Annotated in this window: 16 protein-coding genes; 4 read left to right on the top strand and 12 right to left on the bottom strand. The window is 66.0% G+C overall.

The window, feature by feature from the left end; genetic code table 11:
• Window positions 1-125: 125 nt before the first annotated feature.
• From N2603_RS00385 to ubiE, 8 genes are all read right to left on the bottom strand, one after another.
• Entirely contained in the window at window positions 126-848 is a 723-nt protein-coding gene (locus N2603_RS00385; protein WP_260387283.1) for a nucleotidyltransferase family protein, read from the bottom strand.
• A 143-nt stretch (window positions 849-991) separates the two neighbouring features.
• Window positions 992-1,309 carry a PilZ domain-containing protein gene (locus N2603_RS00380; RefSeq protein WP_018644163.1) on the bottom strand — a complete coding sequence of 106 codons (318 nt, stop codon included), beginning with the start codon at window positions 1,307-1,309 and terminating at the stop codon, window positions 992-994.
• 87 nt (window positions 1,310-1,396) lie between these two features.
• Window positions 1,397-2,929 carry a tRNA (adenosine(37)-N6)-threonylcarbamoyltransferase complex ATPase subunit type 1 TsaE gene (tsaE, locus tag N2603_RS00375; protein ID WP_260387282.1) on the bottom strand — a complete coding sequence of 511 codons (1,533 nt, stop codon included), beginning with the start codon at window positions 2,927-2,929 and terminating at the stop codon, window positions 1,397-1,399.
• Complete coding sequence (locus N2603_RS00370) at window positions 2,926-5,430, bottom strand: sensor histidine kinase (RefSeq protein ID WP_260387281.1); 2,505 nt, start codon at window positions 5,428-5,430, stop codon at window positions 2,926-2,928. The genes tsaE and N2603_RS00370 overlap by 4 nt, the downstream gene beginning before the upstream one ends.
• A 372-nt stretch (window positions 5,431-5,802) precedes the next feature.
• Entirely contained in the window at window positions 5,803-6,261 is a 459-nt protein-coding gene (dut, locus tag N2603_RS00365; protein WP_018644166.1) for a dUTP diphosphatase, read from the bottom strand.
• Entirely contained in the window at window positions 6,258-7,706 is a 1,449-nt protein-coding gene (gene coaBC, locus N2603_RS00360; RefSeq protein ID WP_260387280.1) for a bifunctional phosphopantothenoylcysteine decarboxylase/phosphopantothenate--cysteine ligase CoaBC, read from the bottom strand. The genes dut and coaBC overlap by 4 nt, the downstream gene beginning before the upstream one ends.
• A 57-nt stretch (window positions 7,707-7,763) precedes the next feature.
• Window positions 7,764-9,338, bottom strand: coding sequence for a 2-polyprenylphenol 6-hydroxylase (ubiB, locus tag N2603_RS00355; protein ID WP_018644168.1), 1,575 nt, complete (start codon window positions 9,336-9,338; stop codon window positions 7,764-7,766).
• On the bottom strand, window positions 9,335-10,096 hold the full coding sequence (gene ubiE, locus N2603_RS00350) for a bifunctional demethylmenaquinone methyltransferase/2-methoxy-6-polyprenyl-1,4-benzoquinol methylase UbiE (protein WP_260387279.1): 762 nt from the start codon (window positions 10,094-10,096) through the stop codon (window positions 9,335-9,337). The genes ubiB and ubiE overlap by 4 nt, the downstream gene beginning before the upstream one ends.
• A gap of 81 nt (window positions 10,097-10,177) precedes the next feature.
• On the opposite strand from ubiE, the gene mutM reads away from it, so the two are divergent.
• A complete protein-coding gene (mutM, locus tag N2603_RS00345; RefSeq protein WP_260387278.1) occupies window positions 10,178-11,059 on the top strand; it encodes a bifunctional DNA-formamidopyrimidine glycosylase/DNA-(apurinic or apyrimidinic site) lyase in 882 nt (293 codons plus the stop codon).
• Between the two features lie 213 nt (window positions 11,060-11,272).
• On the opposite strand, the gene N2603_RS00340 is transcribed toward mutM, so the two are convergent.
• On the bottom strand, window positions 11,273-12,016 hold the full coding sequence (locus tag N2603_RS00340) for a ParA family protein (protein ID WP_260387277.1): 744 nt from the start codon (window positions 12,014-12,016) through the stop codon (window positions 11,273-11,275).
• Window positions 12,017-12,256: 240 nt separating this feature from the next.
• On the opposite strand from N2603_RS00340, the gene ggt reads away from it, so the two are divergent.
• Entirely contained in the window at window positions 12,257-13,936 is a 1,680-nt protein-coding gene (gene ggt, locus N2603_RS00335; protein WP_260387276.1) for a gamma-glutamyltransferase, read from the top strand.
• A 144-nt stretch (window positions 13,937-14,080) separates the two neighbouring features.
• On the opposite strand, the gene N2603_RS00330 is transcribed toward ggt, so the two are convergent.
• Window positions 14,081-15,442, bottom strand: coding sequence for a serine protease (locus N2603_RS00330; RefSeq protein WP_260387275.1), 1,362 nt, complete (start codon window positions 15,440-15,442; stop codon window positions 14,081-14,083).
• A 231-nt stretch (window positions 15,443-15,673) separates the two neighbouring features.
• On the opposite strand from N2603_RS00330, the gene N2603_RS00325 reads away from it, so the two are divergent.
• A complete protein-coding gene (locus N2603_RS00325; protein ID WP_018644174.1) occupies window positions 15,674-16,477 on the top strand; it encodes a HesA/MoeB/ThiF family protein in 804 nt (267 codons plus the stop codon).
• Between the two features lie 11 nt (window positions 16,478-16,488).
• On the opposite strand, the gene N2603_RS00320 is transcribed toward N2603_RS00325, so the two are convergent.
• The gene (locus tag N2603_RS00320; protein ID WP_260387274.1) at window positions 16,489-17,490 is read right to left on the bottom strand and encodes a 2-hydroxyacid dehydrogenase; all 1,002 of its coding nucleotides are present in this window, start codon (window positions 17,488-17,490) and stop codon (window positions 16,489-16,491) included.
• Between the two features lie 329 nt (window positions 17,491-17,819).
• Between N2603_RS00320 and N2603_RS00315 the strand changes: the two genes are divergently transcribed.
• On the top strand, window positions 17,820-18,350 hold the full coding sequence (locus N2603_RS00315) for an SH3 domain-containing protein (protein WP_018644176.1): 531 nt from the start codon (window positions 17,820-17,822) through the stop codon (window positions 18,348-18,350).
• A 155-nt stretch (window positions 18,351-18,505) separates the two neighbouring features.
• On the opposite strand, the gene N2603_RS00310 is transcribed toward N2603_RS00315, so the two are convergent.
• The gene (locus N2603_RS00310) at window positions 18,506-19,462 is read right to left on the bottom strand and encodes an IS481 family transposase (RefSeq protein WP_260386063.1); all 957 of its coding nucleotides are present in this window, start codon (window positions 19,460-19,462) and stop codon (window positions 18,506-18,508) included.
• Window positions 19,463-19,533: the final 71 nt, after the last annotated feature.

The raw sequence follows: 19,533 nt of genomic DNA, 5'->3' as shown, positions 1-19,533 counted from the left end.
GGCTGGCACAGGTGCCGTAGGGTGGGCAAAGCGAAGCGTGCCCACGCATTTTTGCGATCGAGAGAGATGGTGGGCACGGCGCAAGGGCGCCTTTGCCCACCCTACGGCACCGTCTTCGGGGCTGGCTACGCCACGCTCTCCAAAAATGCCTCTTCCGCGGCGTGCACGGCATCGGGCGTGCCGACATGCATCCAGACGCCGTCGAGACGGAGGCCGAACAGCCGCTCCTGCTCGTTGGCGCGGTCGAACATCTTTGTCAGCGAGAATTCGCCCTGCGGCGCACCGGCGAAGATCGACGGCGACAGGATCGCCGCGCCGGCATAGACGAACGGGACGACCTCTTTCTCCTTGCGCTTGCGCAAGGCGCCGTCGGGCAGCATGCCGTAATCGCCGCGGCCGCTATAGCCGATGCTGGTCGCGGTCGGCGCCATCAGCAACAGGATGTCCATCCGCTCGGGGTCGAAGTTTTCGGCAAGGCGCGTCAGATTGGAGCGCACGCCGTCGATCCACAGCGTGTCGGAGTTGACGTGAAAGAACGGCGCATCGCCGAGCAGCGGCAGCGCCTTGACCACGCCGCCGCCGGTGCCGAGCACCTGGTCGCGCTCGTCCGAGATGGTCACGCGCGGAAGCTGACGCGATGCGACATGGTCGATGATCTGGTCCGGCAGGTAGTGCACATTGACCACTGCCTCGCTCACGCCGGCATGGCCGAGCTTGTCGAGCACGTGGTCGAGCAGCGGCTGCCCGGCGACCGGCACCATCGGCTTCGGCATCTTGTCCGTCAACGGACGCATGCGCAGGCCGAACCCTGCGGCGAGCACCATGGCTTTGGTCGGCTTGACGGACATCCTTTGCCTTCTCAGAACTCTTTCTGCTTCGGACCTATCTGGTTTCGCGTTTGCAGCAAATCCTAGCACGGGACCGCATCAATCGCACCGCGTCTCAACCGCCTTAACCACCCGCCGTGACGGTTGTACGACGGGTGTTGCCGTTACGCCCCAACGGACGCGGAACGCGCCTTTTTCTTCCTGTCGCCGACCTTCAGGAAATTGACGCCGATCTGGTCGCCATTGACCCAGGCCAGTTCGCAGCGCCGGTACGCAAGTCCCGTGGACGACAGCAGCAGGAAGAATTCCTTCAGATGCAGGCCTTCGACCGAACCGTCGATGGTCAGCTTGGCGCCGCTCTCGGAGACGTCCTCCATGGTGCAGTCGCGCCGCCAGGTGCCGTCGATTCCCATCATCTGGGCCGGTATCCCGCGCTCGAAAACAACCCGGCTGTTGCCGCGCTGATCCGTCTTTACCGCCATCTGCCCCGCTCCAGCCCCGTATTTATCCGGCTGCCTCGCCGCCAGAATAGCGACGTCTTGGCTAACAGCCGGTAAATCGGGCCCGAATCAGGCCTGCGGTGGGCCTTGGGGTGGCGGCACGTTGGCGAGATACCACTCGCGCAAGACGCTGAGCGCGGGATGCGCCAGCGAGCGCTGGAGGTAGGTCCAGATCCGCGGTTGGTGGCGCAGATAATGCGGCTTGCCGTCGCGGCGGTTGAGCCGCGCGAAGGTGCCGAGCAGACGCGTGTTTCGCTGCGCCGACATGATCGCGTAGAGCTCGGCGAAGCCGGCCGCATCGAAGCTCGCATCGTCCGCGCGCCGCGCCTTGATGTAGCGCGACAGCAGCGTCAGCTCGATGTTTTCAGGCACGTCGATGCGGGCGTCCTGGAGCAGCGACACCACGTCGTAGGAGACCGGCCCGAGCACGGCGTCCTGGAAGTCGATCACGCCGACACGTTCGATACCGCTGCGCATCCCGAGCCAGATCAGATTGGGCGAGTGATAGTCGCGGATGACCCAGGTCCTCGGCGCCGCCAGTGGCTTCTTCAGCAGCTCGCGCCACATCGCGAAGAATTCCGCGCGCTTCTCGTCGCTCAGCGGCGCGTTGCGATCGGGCAGATACCATTCCGGCATCAATCCGATCTCGATCAGAAGCGCCTCGACGTCGAAGACGGGGATGTCGTAGGTCTGCCCGTCCAGCGACAGCGTCTCCGGCAGCGCCTTGGCGTGCAGCATCGCCAGCGCGTCGGTCGCGGCCTCGTAGCGCTCGGCGATCGGGCGCGGCGGATCGCCCTCGATCACGCCCTCGCTGCCGAAGTCTTCGCTGATCAGAAAGCCGTGGTCGAGATCGAAATGGTGGATGGCCGGCGCCGAGATGCCTTGCGCGCGCAGGCCCTCGTCGATGGCGACGAACGGCCTCACGTTCTCGGCGAGATGCACCGCGGCGCTATAGGACTTTCCGTTGTAGAGGGCCGCGCCGTCAGGGCGCTGCGGGAAGTTCATGAGGATGACGATCTCGTCGCCGCGCAGCAGCCGCGCATAAGAGCGGGTCGAGGCGTCGCCGTTCATGCGCTTGCGCGTTGCATCGATATAGCCGGATGCATCGAGGAATTCGCGCAGCGCCTGCAGCCGCGCGACCTGCGCAGCGCCCTTGCCGAAACCGGTGATGTCGGCGGCGCGCGCATTCGAGCCCAGCGCGGGGCGATGCGTCAGTGCGATGTCGATGCGGTCCGCGGGCATGGCCGACGGCGCACGCTCGGGCCATTCGATCAGCACGAGCGTCGCCTCGGGAAGCGGCGACAGCCCGATCTCCTCGAGCTCGCCCTCGTCCTCGACGCGGTAGAGATCGGCATGCATCACCGGGAAGGGCGGCAGCTCGTAGCCCTGCACCAGCGTGAAGGTCGGGCTCGGCACCTCCAGCTCCTCGTCGCCGGCGAGGTAGCGGATCAGCGCGCGGGCGGCGGCGGTCTTGCCGGCGCCGAGGTCGCCGGTGAAGGTGATGACATCGCCCGGTCCGACCAGCAGAGCGAGATCGGCCATCAGTTGCGCGGTGGCCGTCTCGTTGTGAAGCGCGACGGAGAATGTGGTGGGCGCGGTCATTCGGCGGCGTCGCGATGCGCCGCCTGGTCGGTCGGGAAATCGCAGATCACGACCGTGCCCCGGCCGACGATCGAATCCACCCGCACCTTGCCGCCATGCAGCTCGACGAAGGAGCGCACCAGCGACAGGCCGAGGCCGGCGCCGCGGTGACGCGAGCCCTGCGAGCGGCTTTCGAACCAGTTGAACACCTTGTCCTTCATGTCGGCAGGTATTCCAGGCCCGGAATCTGTCACAGTGAAGACCACGCTGCGTTCGGTGCGCCGCGCGCTGATGCCGACGGTGGAATCCTGTGGAGAAAACCCGACGGCGTTGGCGAGGAGGTTATAGAGCACCTGCACCACGCGCTTCTCGTCGCCGATGAAGCTGCCGATATCGGGCGCGATCTCGACCTTGAGGCGGATGCGGTCGGTGGCGAGGCGGTCCTGGATGCCCTCGGCGGCGAGCTCGATGGTCTTGCTGACGTCGACGGGCCCGAGTTCCAGCTTCATCGCGCCGGCGTCGATGGTGGCGAGATCGAGGATGTTGTTGGTCAGCGCCAGCAGTGCGTTGGTCGATTTGGTGACGTAGTCGAGATATTCGGCCTGCTTCGGCGTCAGCGGTCCGGTCGAGGGATCGCTGAGGAAATGCGCGAAGCCGATGATGGTGGTGAGCGGCGAGCGCAGCTCGTAGGAGACGTGGTGGACGAAATCCACCTTCATCTGGTCGGCGGCTTCAAGCGCCTCGTTGCGCTCGCGCAGCGCGCGCTCGACATTCTCGGTGTCGGTGATGTCCTGGAAGGTCAGCATCGTGGCGCCGTCGGGCAGCGGCCGGATCATGCCGTCCAGCACGCTGCCGTCCTTGCGTTCCAGCTTCAGCGGCACGTCGGCGCGGTTCTCGATCGAGGTGATGGCCTCGCGGATCTGCCGCCAGACCTGCGGCTCGTCGAACAGCTGATGGCACCAGCCTTCGACGGTCTGGATGTGCGGCTCGTCGCGCATGGCATCGCTCGACAGCTTCCACATCCGCACGAAGGCCGGGTTGAACAGCTGCGCCTTGCCGTTGCTGCCGAACACGGCGACGCCCTCGGCGAGACTGTCCAGCGTCTCGCGCTGGACCCGGATCATGCCGTCGAAGCGGCGGGCCAGCTCCAGGCTCTCGGTGACGTCGTCGAACAAATAGGTGACGCCGCCTTCCGGGTTTGGCGTGGTGACGACGGAGAGCGCGCGGCCGTCGGGCAGATACCAGGTGTCCTTGGCGGTCTCGACCGCGCGATAGGCCTCGTGCAGCTTGGCCTTCCAGGCGCGGAAGTCCGGCTGCTCCGGCAGTTTTCGCGCGGCACGGAGCTGGTCCAGCACGCTGGAATCATCGGGATTGGCGTCGAGGAAGTTGCGGTCGAGGTCCCACAGCCGGCGGTAGGAATCGTTGTAGAAGGCAAGGCGCCGATGGCCGTCGAACACGGCGACGCCGGAGGAGAGCTGGTCGAGCGTGCGGCGATGCGCCTCCGCCATCCGCACCAAGGCCGAGCTCAGCGCATCCGCCTCGCTGGCATCGATGGCGGCGCCGACGCTGCCGCTGCCGACATTGACGGCGCGGACGTCGTACATGCGCCGCTCGCCGCCGATTACGATCGGCAGCCGCGAGGTGAAGCTGGCGGCATCCTTCAGTCCACGCTCCATCGCGGTGCGGTCGGCGCTGTCGAGCAGCTCGAGCTTGCGCTCATGGGCATCAGTGATGCTGGCCGCCTCGGTGGCGCGGACATAGGCCGGATTGGCGTAGGTGAGCGCGCCGTTCTCGCCCTTGGCCCAGATCGGCCACGGCGCGGCGGCGGCGAAGCCGCGCAGCATCTCGGTCTCGTCCGAGAGCGCCTTGTAACGCAGATGGGTCTCGGCCAGATCGCGCCGCAGTCCGGAGAGCTCGCGAATCCGGACGATGGCCTGGCCGCCGATGGCGCGGCCGATGGCTTCCAGCGTGTGGCCATGCGCGGTGGTCAGCGTCAGCTGGAACCCGTCGCCGCGGTCGCGCAGCGCGTCGACGGCGTGGTCCATCTGCAGCGCGGGTTCCGGCGGCAGCCAGGTTCCGAACGCCAGCACGCGCTGCGGCGAGGAATCGCGCGGCAGCACCATCGCGATGTCGCCGGAGATCTGCGCGCGGTTGTCGCCGGCCGGCCAGGAGATCAGGATCTGCGGCTCGGCGAACAGCAGCGCGCCGAAGCGATCGGACTGCAGCTGCAGCTCCCCGATCCGCGCCCGCAGCTGTGCCTCGTTCTTCGCCGTGCGCACGCGCGTGCGCATCAGCAGGATCGCGGCCATGACCGAGAAGCCGAGCAAGGCCAGCGCGGTGGCGAGCACCGCGAGTTCCTGCCGGTTGAAGTCCAGCAATATGGAGAGCGTGTCGACGAGGTCGGCGGCCTCAGCCGGCGCAGCCGGCAGCAGCGCTGCGAGAGCGCCGCCCAACAAGCTGTTGCGCGCCAACGATGTGCACGACAGCAGCGTCCGACGCATCGACACGATCACGCCTGACATAGTTGCCCCAAGACCGCACGGATTTACGCGCGGCGACCCCCGCCGCACGCGAATCAAAAGACAATACCCCTACCGCGACTCCACCGGTAAGAGTCCAGATCGTGAACGCAAACGCGGCTCCAAAAAAATGCCGGCCGCGCGGTTCCAGGTGCTCGTAATTCTGAGGGTGATTCGGCTGTAATTGCCGTGTGTTAGCGCGTTGTGCGGAGTGTTTGCCGCGATGAAGGTGCGCTCCCTCCCCCGCTTGCGGGGGAGGGTTGGGGAGAGGGTGTCTCCGCAAAGGGACCATCTCCCAGAGGAAAGAACCCTCACCCGGCACTACGTGCCGACCTCTCCCGCAAGCGGGGAGAGGTGTACCCACTCACAGCTTGGCTAGCGGCCCGTCGAGCCGAAGCCGCCGGCGCCGCGATCGGTCGCGGACAAGGTCGCCACCGGAACCAGCGCGGCCTGGACCACAGGGGCGATCACCATCTGCGCGATGCGCTCGCCGCGCTTGATCACGAACGGCGCGGCGCCGTGGTTGATCAGGATCACCTTGATCTCGCCGCGGTAGTCGGCGTCGATGGTTCCGGGCGAGTTCAGCACGGTGACGCCGTGCTTGGCGGCAAGCCCCGAGCGCGGCCGCACCTGTGCCTCGTACCCCGGCGGCAAGGCGATCGCGAGCCCCGTCGGCACCAGCGCATATTGGCCGGGAGCGAGCGTCATCGGCTCGGCGTCCGGCACCGCGGCCATCAGGTCGAGGCCGGCCGCTTCCGCCGTCTGATAGGCCGGTAGCGGCAGGGCATCGGCATGGGCCAGCTGCTGCAGTTCGACGGTGACCTTCGTGCTCAAGATGCGGACTCCAGGGATTTGCCGGTCACGCTTTTTGCGACATGCGCGACCAGTTCGATGGCGACCTGTTCCTTGGTCATCACCGGCCAGGAATCAACTGTGATTTCGTCGTTCTTCTCAGCATTCTTGCTGATGAGGTGCACGGTGTTGCGATCGCCGCCCATCACGCCGGTCGCCGGCGAGACGTCGTTGGCGACGATCCAGTCGCAGCCCTTGCGCGCCAGCTTGGTCTTGGCGTTGTCGATGAGGTGCTCGGTCTCGGCGGCAAAGCCGATCACCAGCGGCGGGCGCTTGTCGGCGAGCTTCGAGATCGTTGCGAGGATGTCGGGGTTCTCGACCAGCTGAAGTGGCGGCATGCCGGCCGCGGTCTTCTTCAGCTTCTGCTCGCCCTCGTTGGCGACGCGCCAGTCGGCGACGGCGGCGGCGAAGATCGCGATGTCGGCGGGCAGCGCCGCCTGGACCTGCTCCAGCATCTGCCGCGCCGATTCGACGTGCTTCACCGTGACGCCGGCGGGATCATCGAGATCGACCGGACCGCTCACCAGAATCACCTCGGCGCCGGCGGCCTGCGCGGCGGCGGCGATGGCAAAGCCCTGCTTGCCGGAGGAGCGGTTGGCGATGTAGCGCACCGGATCGATCGGCTCGTGCGTGGGACCTGCGGTGATCAGCACGCGCTTGCCGGCGAGCGGCTTCGGTACGGGCGGCCGCAGCAGGCGCTCGGCGGCAGTGGCGATCTCGATCGCTTCCGACATGCGGCCGACACCGGCTTCGCCCGCCTCGGCCATCTCGCCGGAATTCGGTCCGACCAGCACCACGCCGTCGCGCTGGAGCTGTGCGAGATTGCGCCGCGTCGCCGCGTTGTTCCACATCAGCGGATTCATCGCCGGTGCCAGCAGGATCTTTCGATTGGTGGCGAGCAGGATCGCGCTGGCGAGATCGTCGGCATGGCCGTTCGCCATCTTCGCCATCAAATCGGCCGTCGCCGGCGCGACCACGATCAAATCGCAGTCGCGCGCGAGGCGGATATGGCCGGCGTCGAACTCGCTCTGGGGGTCGAACAGATCGGTGTAGACGCGCTCATGCGAGAGCGCGCTGACCGCCAGCGGCGTGACGAATTGCTGCGCCGCCTTGGTCAGCACGCAGCGGACCTCGACGCGCCGCTCCTTCAGCCGGCGGATCAGGTCGAGCGATTTATAGGCTGCGATCCCGCCGCCGATGATCAGGGTGACGCTGGCCTCGGGGAGCGCGCCGGTGCGCTGGGGCACGGGGGCGATGGATTGGGCCGGGGGCGCCGAAAATGGCGTCAGCGGCTCCTCTCGGCCCTCGATCAGCTCCCGCAGGATGACCCGGACCTCTTCCTCGACCGACCTGTGGTTCTTGGCCGAGCGCAGCCGCAAATAGGTTTTGACGGCATCGTCGAGCTTGCGGATGGTCAGGCTTGCCATGACGCCCCTCCAGCACGGAATGATAGCGATGCTATCACCCACGTGATTGCAGTGCAATCACAGATTCCGGACGGCGATCAGGATCCCGATGAAGGTCGCGGCGATGATCCAGAGCGCCACGGTGCGCCAGCGGTTCTTGCGGCCCTCGCTGCGGCCCATGGCCGCGATGCTCTCCGGCGACAGTTTTAACCCCTCCCGGGTCATGGTCTCGAGCTGCTCGAGGACCTTCACCGAGCGCTCCGCGATCTCCGGCAGGCGCATCAGCACGCGCGCGATGTCCCCGGTCCCCGCGAGCGCACCCTCGATGCGGCCGATCGGACCGAGATTGCGCTCGATCCATTCGCGCACCACGGGGTCGGCGACCTTCCAGATGTCGAGCCGGGGATCGAAGCCGCGCGCCACGCCCTCGACCACGACCATGGTCTTCTGCAGCAGGATCAGCTCTGGCCGCGTCGTCATGTCGAACAGGCCGGTGACCTCGAGCAGCAGCGTCAGGAGCCGCGCCATCGAGATCTCCTCGGCGGTGCGGTTATGGATCGGCTCGCCGATGGCACGGATGGCTTGCGCGAAATTCTCGACCGAATGGTGCGCGGGCACATAGCCCGCCTCGAAATGCACTTCCGCCACACGGCGATAGTCGCGGGTGATGAAGCCGAGCAGGATCTCGGCGAGGAAGCGCCGCTCCTTCATCCCGAGCCGGCCCATGATGCCGAAATCGACCGCGACGAGGCGGCCGGCCTCATCGAGGAACAGATTGCCCGGATGCATGTCGGCGTGGAAGTAGCCGTCGCGCAGGGCGTGCCGCAGGAAGCTCTGGATCACCTTGCGGCCGAGATCGGGCAGATCGACCTGCGCCTCTGCAAGGCGCTTGTGATCGTTCAGCGCGATGCCGTCGATCCACTCCATCGTCAGCACGTTGTGCGTGGTGCGATCCCAGTCGACGGTCGGCACGCGGAAATCAGGATCGCCCTGCGTGTTCTCCGCCATCTCCGACAGCGCGGCGGCTTCGAGCCGCAGGTCCATCTCCATCGCGACCGAGCGCGACATGGTGTTGATGACCTCGATCAGGCGCAGCCGGCGCGCCTCGGACGAATAGGCCTCGGCCTTGTACGCGACGAAGAAGAAATCCGAGAGGTCGCGGCGGAAGCGGGCGGCGACGTTCGGCCTCAGCACCTTGATCGCGACCGGCCTGCGAATACCGTCGCGCTCAACCTCGCCGCGATGCACCTGCGCGATCGAGGCGGCCGCGACCGGCGGGCCGAAGCTCGCGAACACGTCCTTCAGCGGCCGCTCCAGCGAGGTGGTGATCGCGGCTTCCGCCTCGGCTTGCGAAAACGGCGGCAGGCGGTCCTGGAGGCTTTCGAGGTCGCGCGCCATGATGACGCCGACCACATCCGGGCGCGTTGCCAGGAATTGGCCGAGCTTGAGATAGGCCGGGCCCATCCGTGTCAGCGCGCGCGAGATCCGCGGCCCGTGCTTGACGCCGCGCCGCTCGACGATGCGCGCGAGCTTCAGCGCAAGCTGGCCGGGCGGCGGCACCAGGCTTGGGTCGACGGAGCCGAACACGCCCTCGCGCGCAAACACGAACGCGGCGCGGATGAGGCGCGCAATGTGGGTGAAAGCAGAGATCACAAACGCCAGCCCGAATGCAGTGCGACGATGCCGCCGGAGAGTGTCTGCCAGCTCACGCGGGAAAAGCCGGCCTCGCGGATCATGTCGGCGAAGGCGGCAGGCTTCGGAAACTTGCGGATCGATTCGACGAGATATTGGTACGATTCGGCGTCGCCCGTGACCATGCGGCCGAGCGGCGGGATCACCTTGAACGAGAACAGGTCATAGAGCTTGTCGAGGCCGGGCATCTCGACGGTGGAGAACTCCAGGCACAGGAAGCGGCTGCCGGGCCTCAGCACACGATAGGCCTCGCGCAGCGCCAGGTTGATCTGCGGCACGTTGCGAATGCCGAAAGCGATCGTATATGCGTCGAAGCTGCGGTCGGCGAAGCCGAGCGCTTCGGCATTGCCCTCGACGAAATCGACCTGGGTCTCGAGATGGCGCTTGGCGGCGCGCTCGCGCCCCACCGCGAGCATGTCGGAATTGATGTCGCAGACCGTGGCGTGGAAGCCGGGACCAGCCGCCTTGGCGGCGCGGAACGAGATATCGCCGGTGCCGCCGGCGACGTCGAGCAGGGCGAACGGCCAGTCGCTCCGCGGCGGGTCCAGCGCGTTGATCATGATGTCCTTCCAGACCCGGTGCAGGCCACCGGACATCAGGTCATTCATCAGGTCATAGCGCGACGCCACGCTGTGAAACACATCGTTCACCAGCGTCTGCTTGTCCCCCAGGGGAACGTCCTTGAAGCCAAAATGCGTGGTTTCGCCCGGCCGATCCATTACTCTACTCCACGAGGCGGACCATAGCCTGCCCGCCGCAATGGCGCTATCACACCGCCTTCATAAGGTGAATGCCTGACCATGCCTGAATTGCCCGAAGTCGAGACCGTCCGCCGCGGCCTTCAGCCCGTCATGGAGGGTGCGAAAATCCTGGTCGCGGAGGCCCGCCGGCCGGACCTGCGCTTCCCGTTCCAGCCGGATTTCGTGGCCCGGCTCAAGGGGCAGGTCGTCACGGGGCTTGGCCGCCGTGCAAAATATCTCATGGCCGATCTCGGCTCCGGCGACGTGCTGCTGATGCATCTGGGCATGTCGGGCTCGTTCCGCGTCATCAAGCCGGACAACGAGGCCGCACCGGGCGAGTTTCACTATCCGAAGGGGAAGGACTCCGCACATGACCACGTGCTGTTTCGGATGTCCTCCGGCGCCGACATCGTCTTCAACGATCCGCGCCGTTTCGGTTACATGAAAGTGATCGCGCGCAACGCGCTCGAGGACGAGCCGCTGCTGCGCGGGCTCGGACCCGAGCCGCTCGGCAACGAGTTCGACGCCGCGATGCTGGCGCGCTCCTGTGAAGGCAAGACCACCAGCCTGAAGGCCGCGCTGCTCGACCAGCGCGTCGTCGCGGGCCTCGGCAACATCTATGTCTGCGAGGCGCTGCACCGCTCGCATCTGTCGCCGCGGCGCATTGCGGCGACGCTGTCGACGAAGAAGGGCGAGCCGACCGATCATGCGAAACGGTTGGTCGGTGCGATCCACACCGTGCTGAACGACGCCATCAAGGCCGGTGGCTCGTCACTGCGCGACCATCGCCAGACCTCGGGCGAGCTCGGCTATTTCCAGCACTCCTTCAAGGTTTATGACCGCGAGGGCGAAAAATGCACGACGCCGCGCTGCGGCGGCACGGTCAAGCGCGTCACCCAGAACGGTCGTTCGACCTTCTGGTGCCCGAAATGTCAGAAGTGACGTAGCCCGTAGCCCGGATGGAGCGCAGCGCAATCCGGGTCCAACCTCTCCGCGGAGAGACTTTCCCGGATTTCGCTTCGCTTCATCCGGGCTACAAGCGGTCAGCAAAACCGCGACGCGAAGCAATCCGGCCGGGCTGGGGGCCGGATTGCTTCGTCGCTGGGGACCTTCCGGATGGAGAAGGGCCGGCTGGCGTTGGAGCGATCGCCCCGCTCAGGACATCAGGGTCGTGGTCTCGTCCGCCGCAAGCTCGGTGGCGACGTGCAGCATGCCGTCCGCAGCGGAGATGACCTGGTCGATCAGGACATTGGTCGTGGCTTCGAGCTCGAGCCGGGTCTCGATCCAGCGCCAGAGGCCGCGGATCTCGTTGGCCGATTTGCCGTTCGGCGCGAATTCGCTCACCGCGAGGCCGCTGGCGAGCGAGTCCTGGTGATCGTTGCGCATCACGATCAGCGGGCGCGCGAGCACCCCGGCGAGATCGAGCGCGGCTTCCTCGGCGAGCGCGCTCGCGGCATTGTCGATGCGCTGGCCGCGGATCGGCGTCTGGTTCAGCACGAAGCTGTAGGGGCGCTTCCAGGCGCGTGCGACGCTCAGCGTCGAGACGGTCGCCTCGATGTCGGCGACGCTCGGGCGGGCCGGGATCAGGCAGAGATCGGAATGGCGGATCGCGGCGGTGGTGGCGGCGGAAAGGCCGGCGGCGGTGTCGACGATCGCAAGCTGGAGGCCGCTGTCGGCGAGCATCTTCAGGCGCGGCGCGATATCGGCGGCGTGATAGATCGGCTCGACCACGAGATCGTCGGTGGTGCGGCGGCGCTGCCAGTTGGACAGGGTGCCCTGCGGGTCGGTCTCGATCAGGCGGACGGTGAAGCCGGCCTGCTTGGCTGCCAGCGCGAGGCCGATGGCAAGCGTGCTCTTGCCACTGCCGCCCTTTTGGGTGGCCAGTACGATCGTATGCATTGGAAGATGATTCCTTTGGAGTGCTGGGTCAGGGATACGCCAGGCGAACGTGCATCGCTTCTGGATGCTGAGCTCTTCTCGCTCAGGACGTGCCCTGCCCGATCCAAAGGGGACCGCGGATGTCCGAATCAACGGTAACGATGATGGCAGAATCGGGAATGCCAGCTAATCCGTACCAATACTGGACCCGTAATTGCGCGTGTGATGTGCTCCCCACCTTGAATAGAAAGGGCAGGCGAGATGAGCGGCAACTGGCGCGACCGGACGGAAACCATCTTTGACTGCCAGAAGATGCCGGCGGTCTCGAGCCGCGGCATGGTGGTCAGCAACCATCCGCTCGCCTCCAGTGCCGGCGCCGAGATGCTGGCCGCGGGCGGCAACGCCATCGATGCCGCGATCGCAACCCTGTTCACCCTGACCGTGGTCGAGCCGATGATGGTCGGCATCATCGGCGGCGGCATGGCGCATATACGTCTGGCTGACGGCAGCCATCGCTTCATCGACGGCCAGAGCACGGTCCCGTCAGTGGTGCGGGACACCACCTACACCTCAAAGCCAGGCTCCGCGCATGACGTGTTCGACACCGTCGGCAACGAGAACCTCAACGGCCCGAAGGCCGTCGCGGTGCCAGGCTCGCTGAAGGCCTGGTGCGAGACGCTGCAAAGGTTCGGCACCATGAGCCTCGCCGACGTGATGCAGCCTGCGATCAAGCACGCCGCGCGCGGCTATGCGGCGACGCCCTACTTGCATGAATGCATCAGCGAGTGCGCGGCCGAGATGCGCAAGGACAAGCCGATCGCGGCGGTCTTCCTGCCTGACGGCGAGCCGCTGAAGGTCGGCCAGCGCGTGGTGCAATCGGAATATGCCGAGACGCTGCGCCATATCGCCGACCACGGCGAGACCGCGCTCTACGAGGGACCGCTCGGCGACATCCTCGCCGACTACATGGAGAAGGCCGGCGGCTTCATCCGCCGCAACGATCTCGCCGGCTACAAGACCGTCGAGCGCCAGCCGATCCGCGCCGACTATCGCGGCTGGACCATTTTGGGACCGCCGCCGCCGGCTGCGTCCGGCGTGCACATCGCGCAGATGCTGAACATTCTCGAAGGCTATGACATCGAAGCCCTCGGCTTCGGCACATCAGAGGCGATCCACTATCTCGCCGAGATCCTGAAGATCGCCTTTGCCGATCGCGCCGCGGCCAGCGGCGATCCTGACTATGTCGGCGTGCCCGTCGAGAAGCTGACGTCGAAGGCCTATGCGGAGGAACGCCGCCGTGCGATCGATCCGGCACGGGCGCAGGCCTGGGGTGCCGGCGTGTCGCCGCTCGAAGGCGCGCACACCACGCATATGACGGCGGCAGATAGTTTCGGCAACGTGGTGGCGACCACGCAGACCATCAACAATCTGTTCGGCGCCAAGATCATGATCCCGGGCTTAGGTGCCATCGCCAACAACTACATGAACCTGTTCGATCCGCGCCCCGGCCACGCGCTGTCGCTGGCGCCGGGCAAGCGCGTGACGACCTCGATGTCGCCGATGATGGCGCTGCGTGATGGCAAGCTGCGCTTTGCGCTGGGGTTGCCCGGCGGAAAACGCATCTTCCCGAGCGCGATGCAGGCGCTGGTCAATCTGATCGACCACGGCATGAGCCTGCAGGAAGCGGTCGAGGCGCCCCGCGTCTGGACCGAGGGCAATGCGCTCGAGGTCGAGCAGCAGGTGCCGGAGAGCGTGCGGGTGAAGCTCGCAGCGCTCGGACACAAGGTGCAGCCCGTCGCGACGGTCGCCGGCGGCATGAATGCGATCGCGTTCAACGATGACGGCACCATGACCGGCGCCGCCTGCTGGCGCGCCGATGGGACGCCGGTCGGGATTTCGGGCGGCCTCGCGAAGGCCGGGGTCAGGTTCAGGCTGAGCTAGCTCTCGTGCCCCGGTCGCTGCGCAGCGCGAAGCGGTGCGCTACAGAGCCGGGGCCCAGAACCTTCGCACACCGAATTCGCGGATGCATGGGTCCCGGCTCTGCGCAGCAACGCTATGCGTTGCAGCGCGTCCGGGACACGAGAGCTATTTCCGCACGCAGATCACGCGCACGACGGCGGCTTTCGCATCTGTCGAGCTGCCGTTCGCGGTAACGCCGTTCGCTTTCAGGAAATCGCGCGCCGTTTCTGCCGAGACCATCACCGCCTGCGACGCCGGCACCGCTGTCGCGGGTCCCGCGACCATTGCCGGCTTCAGCAGTGCGACGCCGGCGAATTTGCCGTCGCCATCGACGGCCGGGCCGCCGGAGAATCCAACCGCCGGCGGCGGAGACAATGCGGAATCGCTCGAAGTGACCGGCGCCAGCGCGCCCTTGACGCTCGATACGCTGGCCGCGCCGCCCTGGCTTTGGGGATCCGCGATGCCGATGACATCGACACTCGTCTTCGCTGCACCACTGGCGAGGCTGAGCGGCTTCAGGCCGCGCGCGCCGTAGATGTGCAGCAGCGCGAGATCGTGCTCCTTGTCCTCGGCGAGACGGTCGGCGCTGCCGAAGCCAGCGATGGTGACCGCAAGGCAACTGTCGGTGACGAGGCGGTCGGCCAGAATCGCGCCGTCATCGCTGACGACGATGCCGGTGCCGTATTCGACAGTCTTGCGCGGTGGCGGCCCGGCCATCGGGGTGGACGGAAATGCGTTGAACGCACTCGACATCGCGATCACGACCGGCTCGACCGTATTCTCGGTCGCCTGGTCGTAGAGGATCGTCATGATGCGGACCTCGTCGCCCCGGAAGGTGCCGCGTACGTAGAACTTCTTCAGGCCTTGAAGTCCCGACAGCACGAAGAAGTCGGGCTTGACCACGGTGTAGTCGACCTTGCGCCCCGCAGGCTCCTTCTTCTCGGCGTCCGCGAGCTTTGCCGTGGTCGGGTTCGCCTCCTTGCGGCGGCTGAGCAGCACCTGCACGGTTCCGGTCGGCGAGGTCCATTTCGAGCCGTTGGCGTCGCTCGCCTGTTGCGGCACCAGCTTTGAAGGAATGCCGAGCCGCGCACCGCTGGTCGGCTCCATCACGATCTTCCAGCCGACGCTGTCCTGCTTTCGCCTTGCGGTCTCTGCGAGTGCCGCACGCTCCTGCGGATTGAGCACGCCGGTCGGCTTGCCGCCCTTGGCCTTCTGGTATTCCTTGATGGCGTTGACCATGCGCTCGCTGACGTCGCCGGTGATGGCGCCGTTATATTGGCCGACCCAGGCGAGGTCGGACTGCAACGACAGGCGCTCGGCCTGCGCCATGGCATCGGCGGTTTCCGACGCCGTTTGCAGTGCGGGCGGGCGGACCGGAACGGTCTGGACCGGCTTCGGCTTGGTGCCGGGGACCTGCGGCGCCGTCATCTGGGCGTGCGCGCCTGTGGCGGCCGCCAACATCAGTGTTGCCGCAAGCATCGATCTCATGACAAATCCAGCCAGCCCATTGAACGCAATGCCATTCAAGCACATCTCGTTGGTCGCGAACAATGTTGCGGTGGTTCAGGTGGCTTAGAGACCACGAACTGAGGTCCTCATCCTGAGGAGCGGCCCAAAGGCCGCGTCTCGAAGGATGGCCACAGGCGATATCGGGGCCTTCATGGTTCGAGACGCGCGTTCCGCGCTCCTCACCATGAGGGTTGAGAGGAACGTAGGACGATGCTGAGCCCGGATGAACTCGAACGCTATGCCCGCCATATCGTGCTGCGCGATGTCGGTGGTCCCGGCCAGGCCGCGCTGAAAAAGGCCTCCGTGCTGGTGGTCGGTGCCGGCGGGCTCGGCGCGCCCGCTCTGATGTATCTCGCCGCGGCCGGCGTCGGCACGCTCGGCGTGGTCGATGACGACGTGGTGTCGCTGTCCAATCTCCAGCGCCAGGTGATCCACACGACGCCCGACATCGGCCGGCACAAGGTCGAGAGCGCGGCCGAGCGCATCGCGGCGCTCAATCCGCATGTGCGTTTCGTCGGCCACGCCACCTGGCTCAATGCCGATAACGCGCTGAGCCTGATCGGCGATTACGACCTCGTGCTCGACGGCTCCGACAATTTCTCGACGCGCTATCTCGTCTCGGATGCTTGCTTCTTCGCGAAGCGGCCGCTGATCACGGCGGCGCTTGGCACCTTCGATGGCTCGCTCACCACCATCCGCGCGCATGAGACCAACGAAGCTGGCGAATTCAATCCGACCTATCGCTGCCTGTTTCCGGAGGCGCCGCCGCCGGGCACGATACCGGCCTGCGCCGAGGCCGGCGTGATGGGCGCGCTCGCTGGCGTGCTCGGCTCGATGATGGCACTGGAGGCGATCCGCGAGATCGTCGGCTTTGGCGACGGCCTCGTTGGCCGCCTCCTGATGATCGACGCACGCGCGATGCGCTTCGAGACGCTGCGCTATGCGCGTGATCCCGCCAATCCGCTCAACGGCGACGGGCCTGTGTTCGAGGATCTCAGCGTGCACCGCGCGTAGCGCGCGGCACCCTACAGCATGCTCGGCAGCACGCGGTCCGGCGGCTTGTGGGCGTCGAGGAAGGTACGGATGTTGATGATCACCTTCTCGCCCATCTCGACGCGGCCCTCGATCGTGGCCGAGCCCATATGCGGCATCAGTATCACCTTGCCGGCTTTCGCAAGCCGCACCAGCTTCGGATTGACCGCGGGCTCGTGCTCGTAGACGTCGAGGGCGGCGCCGCCGATCTCGCCCCCTTCGATCAGCTTGATCAGCGTGTCCTCGTCGGTGACTTCGCCGCGCGCGGTGTTGACGATATAGGCGTCCTTGCGGATCAGCTTCAGCCGCCGCGCCGAGAGCAGGTGATAGGTCGCCGGCGTATGCGGACAGTTCACCGAGATGATGTCCATCCGCGCCAGCATCTGGTCGAGGCTCTCCCAATAGGTCGCGCCCAGCTCCTCGGCGATCTTCGGGGCGACGGGACGGCGGTTGTGATAGTGGATCTGCAGGCCGAAGGCGCGGGCGCGCCGCGCCACCGCCTGGCCGATGCGGCCCATGCCGACGATGCCGAGACGTTTTCCCCCGATGCGGTGGCCGAGCATCCAGGTCGGCGACCAGCCGGCCCAGGATTTTCCTTCGGTGAGGATCGAGGCGCCTTCGATCATCCGGCGCGGCACGGCCAGGATCAGCGCCATGGTCATGTCGGCGGTGTCCTCGGTCAGGACTTTTGGCGTGTTGGTGACTGTGATGCCGCGGGCATGCGCGGCCTCGACGTCGATATTGTCGACGCCGTTGCCGAAATTGGCGATCAGACGCAGCTTGCAGTCGGGCTGGTTGACGATGTCGGCGGTGATGTGGTCGGTCACGGTCGGAACCAGCACGTCGGCGGTGCGCGCGGCTTCCGCGATCTGGTCAGGCGACATCGGCGTGTCGTCGAGATTGATCCGCGCGTCGAACAGCTCGCGCATCCGCGTCTCGATCGAATCCGGCAGCTTGCGCGTCACCACGACGAGGGGCTTTTTCTTCACCGACATGTCCTGCTCTCATGAGGCGCCGCACGCCGCCTCTGTCGCCAAAGGCCGGTCGTTCAGGCCTCATTAACCCGGTTGTTCGACACTGCCCTTGCCGTGTCGTCCCCGGCGTTTCCTTCAAGCTCTCCCGACATTTCCAGGCCGGAAAATCGGGACAAACTGGTTGTTCAAGCGTCCGTCCTCTCTAGCAGAAGGCCGGGCCAAGACAAGAACCACGGGTCAAGGCTTGGCGGAACACCCGCGTGGGGCGGGGAAGGGACCGACAGGGCAGGTTTTTGGAGTTTGGGGTGAGGATTCGGCGTGTGGCCGGGCCCTCGACAGGAGACGGGTTGATGGCGTTGGGGCGTTTTTGTTCGGTGATGGCGCTCGTGTGTACCTGGTTGAGCGCCTCGGTCGGCCCCTCGCATTCGGCGAAGGACAATACCCCGCAGACCGCCAGCGGCTTGCCGGTGCCGCGCTATGTCAGCCTCAAGTCGGATCACGTCAACGTCCGCGCCGGCCCGACCAAGGACAATGACGTGGCCTGGGTCTATACCCGCGCCGGCCTGCCGGTCGAAATTACCGCCGAGTTCGAGAACTGGCGCCGGGTGCGCGATTCCGAGGGCGCCGAGGGCTGGGTCTATCACTCGCTGCTGTCGGGCCGCCGCACCGCGGTCGTCACCATGAAGCACAAGGACGATCTCGCGCCGATCTACGACCGGGCCGATCCCGACAGCGCGGTCGCGGCCAGGCTCCAGGCCGGTGTCGTCACGCAGGTGAAGAAGTGCACTGCAAACTGGTGCCGCGTCACCGGTAACGGTTTTGACGGCTGGATCCAGCAGGAACGCCTCTGGGGCGTGTATTCGGACGAGCAGGTGAATTGACTGGTTGTTGTCGTCCCGGCGAAAGCCGGGACCCATAACCACAGGCAAAAGTTTTACGAAGACTGGTGGTTACTCAGTCGTCCCGCGGTACGGGCAGCTATTCCTATCGATAAATCACGCGGTATGGGTCGCGGCCCCCCGTGCGCAATTGCGCACTAGGTGTGGAGCCTCAAGAGGTTGTCCTTGGTCAAACCGAGCCTGCTGATCGGCGTTTGAGATTTTATCCCACCGTGGGGCCGATGCCAGTTGTATTGGTGCAGCCAGAACGGCAGCTCTTGGGCGCGCCGATCTGATGTTGGATAGGCTTTGGCATAGGCCCATTCGCGAAGCGCGGTTTGGATGAAGCGCTCGGCCTTGCCGTTTGTTCTGGGCGTATAGGGCTTGGTGCGAATGTGCTTGATGCCCAGGTCCCGGCAAGCGTCGCGGAAGGCGAAGGACTGGTAGCAACTGCCATTGTCGGTCATGACGCGCGTGACGGTGACGCCGAGGCTTTTGTAATAAGCCACAGCCGCCTTGAGAAAGGGAACAGCACTGTCCGCTGTCTCGTCGGGCTTGATCTCGGAGAACGCGACGCGGGAATGATCGTCAATGCAGACGTGGACGAAATCCCACCCAGCGCCGCGGCTCTTGTTTGGACCACTCGGATCGCCGGTGATGCGGTGGCCAACACGCTCGAAACGCCCGAGCTTTTTGATGTCGATGTGGAGCATCTCGCCTGGGTTCTCGCGCTCATAGCGGCGCTCCGGTTCGGCCGGCTCCAGGTCGCGTATCCGGTTTAATCCCAAGCGGCGCAGGATGCGGCTGACGGTGGCCGGTGACACCTCGACCTCGGCAGCGATCTGCTTGCCGGTGTGGCGCTGCCGGCGCAACGCCTCCACAGCGGTGCACGTGGCGACCGGGGTTTGGCTTGGCGATGAAAGGGGCCTGGAGGACCGATCTCGCAATCCCTCTACACCTTCCGCGCGGAACCGCTTGACCCATTTGGCGACCGTCTTCGGCGTCGTATTGAACAGGTCGGCCGCGCCAGCTTGGCTTAGCCCACCTTGCACCACGCTTCGGACCATCGCCTCTCGACCTTTGGGCGTCAAAGGCGCATTCTTGTGCACGTTCATCTGGTCTCTCCTTGGAACACTGAAGCTTCGCAACCTCAGCTTCCTCGGTTCAGACCAGATGGACAACCTCC

Source organism: Bradyrhizobium huanghuaihaiense, assembly GCF_025200885.1.
In the GTDB taxonomy this organism is placed as follows: domain Bacteria; phylum Pseudomonadota; class Alphaproteobacteria; order Rhizobiales; family Xanthobacteraceae; genus Bradyrhizobium; species Bradyrhizobium huanghuaihaiense.
The sequence above is the reverse complement of the archived record's forward strand: the minus strand, read 5'-3'. Positions and strand labels throughout refer to the sequence as shown.

Excerpts from the sequence above, each read along its gene's own strand:
- N2603_RS00385 (WP_260387283.1), bottom strand. The coding sequence starts at position 848 with ATGTCCGTCAAGCCGACCAAAGCCATGGTGCTCGCCGCAGGGTTCGGC.
- N2603_RS00380 (WP_018644163.1), bottom strand. The coding sequence starts at position 1,309 with ATGGCGGTAAAGACGGATCAGCGCGGCAACAGCCGGGTTGTTTTCGAG.
- tsaE (WP_260387282.1), bottom strand. The coding sequence starts at position 2,929 with ATGACCGCGCCCACCACATTCTCCGTCGCGCTTCACAACGAGACGGCC.
- N2603_RS00370 (WP_260387281.1), bottom strand. The coding sequence starts at position 5,430 with ATGTCAGGCGTGATCGTGTCGATGCGTCGGACGCTGCTGTCGTGCACA.
- coaBC (WP_260387280.1), bottom strand. The coding sequence starts at position 7,706 with ATGGCAAGCCTGACCATCCGCAAGCTCGACGATGCCGTCAAAACCTAT.
- ubiE (WP_260387279.1), bottom strand. The coding sequence starts at position 10,096 with ATGGATCGGCCGGGCGAAACCACGCATTTTGGCTTCAAGGACGTTCCC.
- mutM (WP_260387278.1), top strand. The coding sequence starts at position 10,178 with ATGCCTGAATTGCCCGAAGTCGAGACCGTCCGCCGCGGCCTTCAGCCC.
- N2603_RS00340 (WP_260387277.1), bottom strand. The coding sequence starts at position 12,016 with ATGCATACGATCGTACTGGCCACCCAAAAGGGCGGCAGTGGCAAGAGC.
- ggt (WP_260387276.1), top strand. The coding sequence starts at position 12,257 with ATGAGCGGCAACTGGCGCGACCGGACGGAAACCATCTTTGACTGCCAG.
- N2603_RS00330 (WP_260387275.1), bottom strand. The coding sequence starts at position 15,442 with ATGAGATCGATGCTTGCGGCAACACTGATGTTGGCGGCCGCCACAGGC.
- N2603_RS00325 (WP_018644174.1), top strand. The coding sequence starts at position 15,674 with ATGCTGAGCCCGGATGAACTCGAACGCTATGCCCGCCATATCGTGCTG.
- N2603_RS00320 (WP_260387274.1), bottom strand. The coding sequence starts at position 17,490 with ATGTCGGTGAAGAAAAAGCCCCTCGTCGTGGTGACGCGCAAGCTGCCG.
- N2603_RS00315 (WP_018644176.1), top strand. The coding sequence starts at position 17,820 with ATGGCGTTGGGGCGTTTTTGTTCGGTGATGGCGCTCGTGTGTACCTGG.
- N2603_RS00310 (WP_260386063.1), bottom strand. The coding sequence starts at position 19,462 with ATGAACGTGCACAAGAATGCGCCTTTGACGCCCAAAGGTCGAGAGGCG.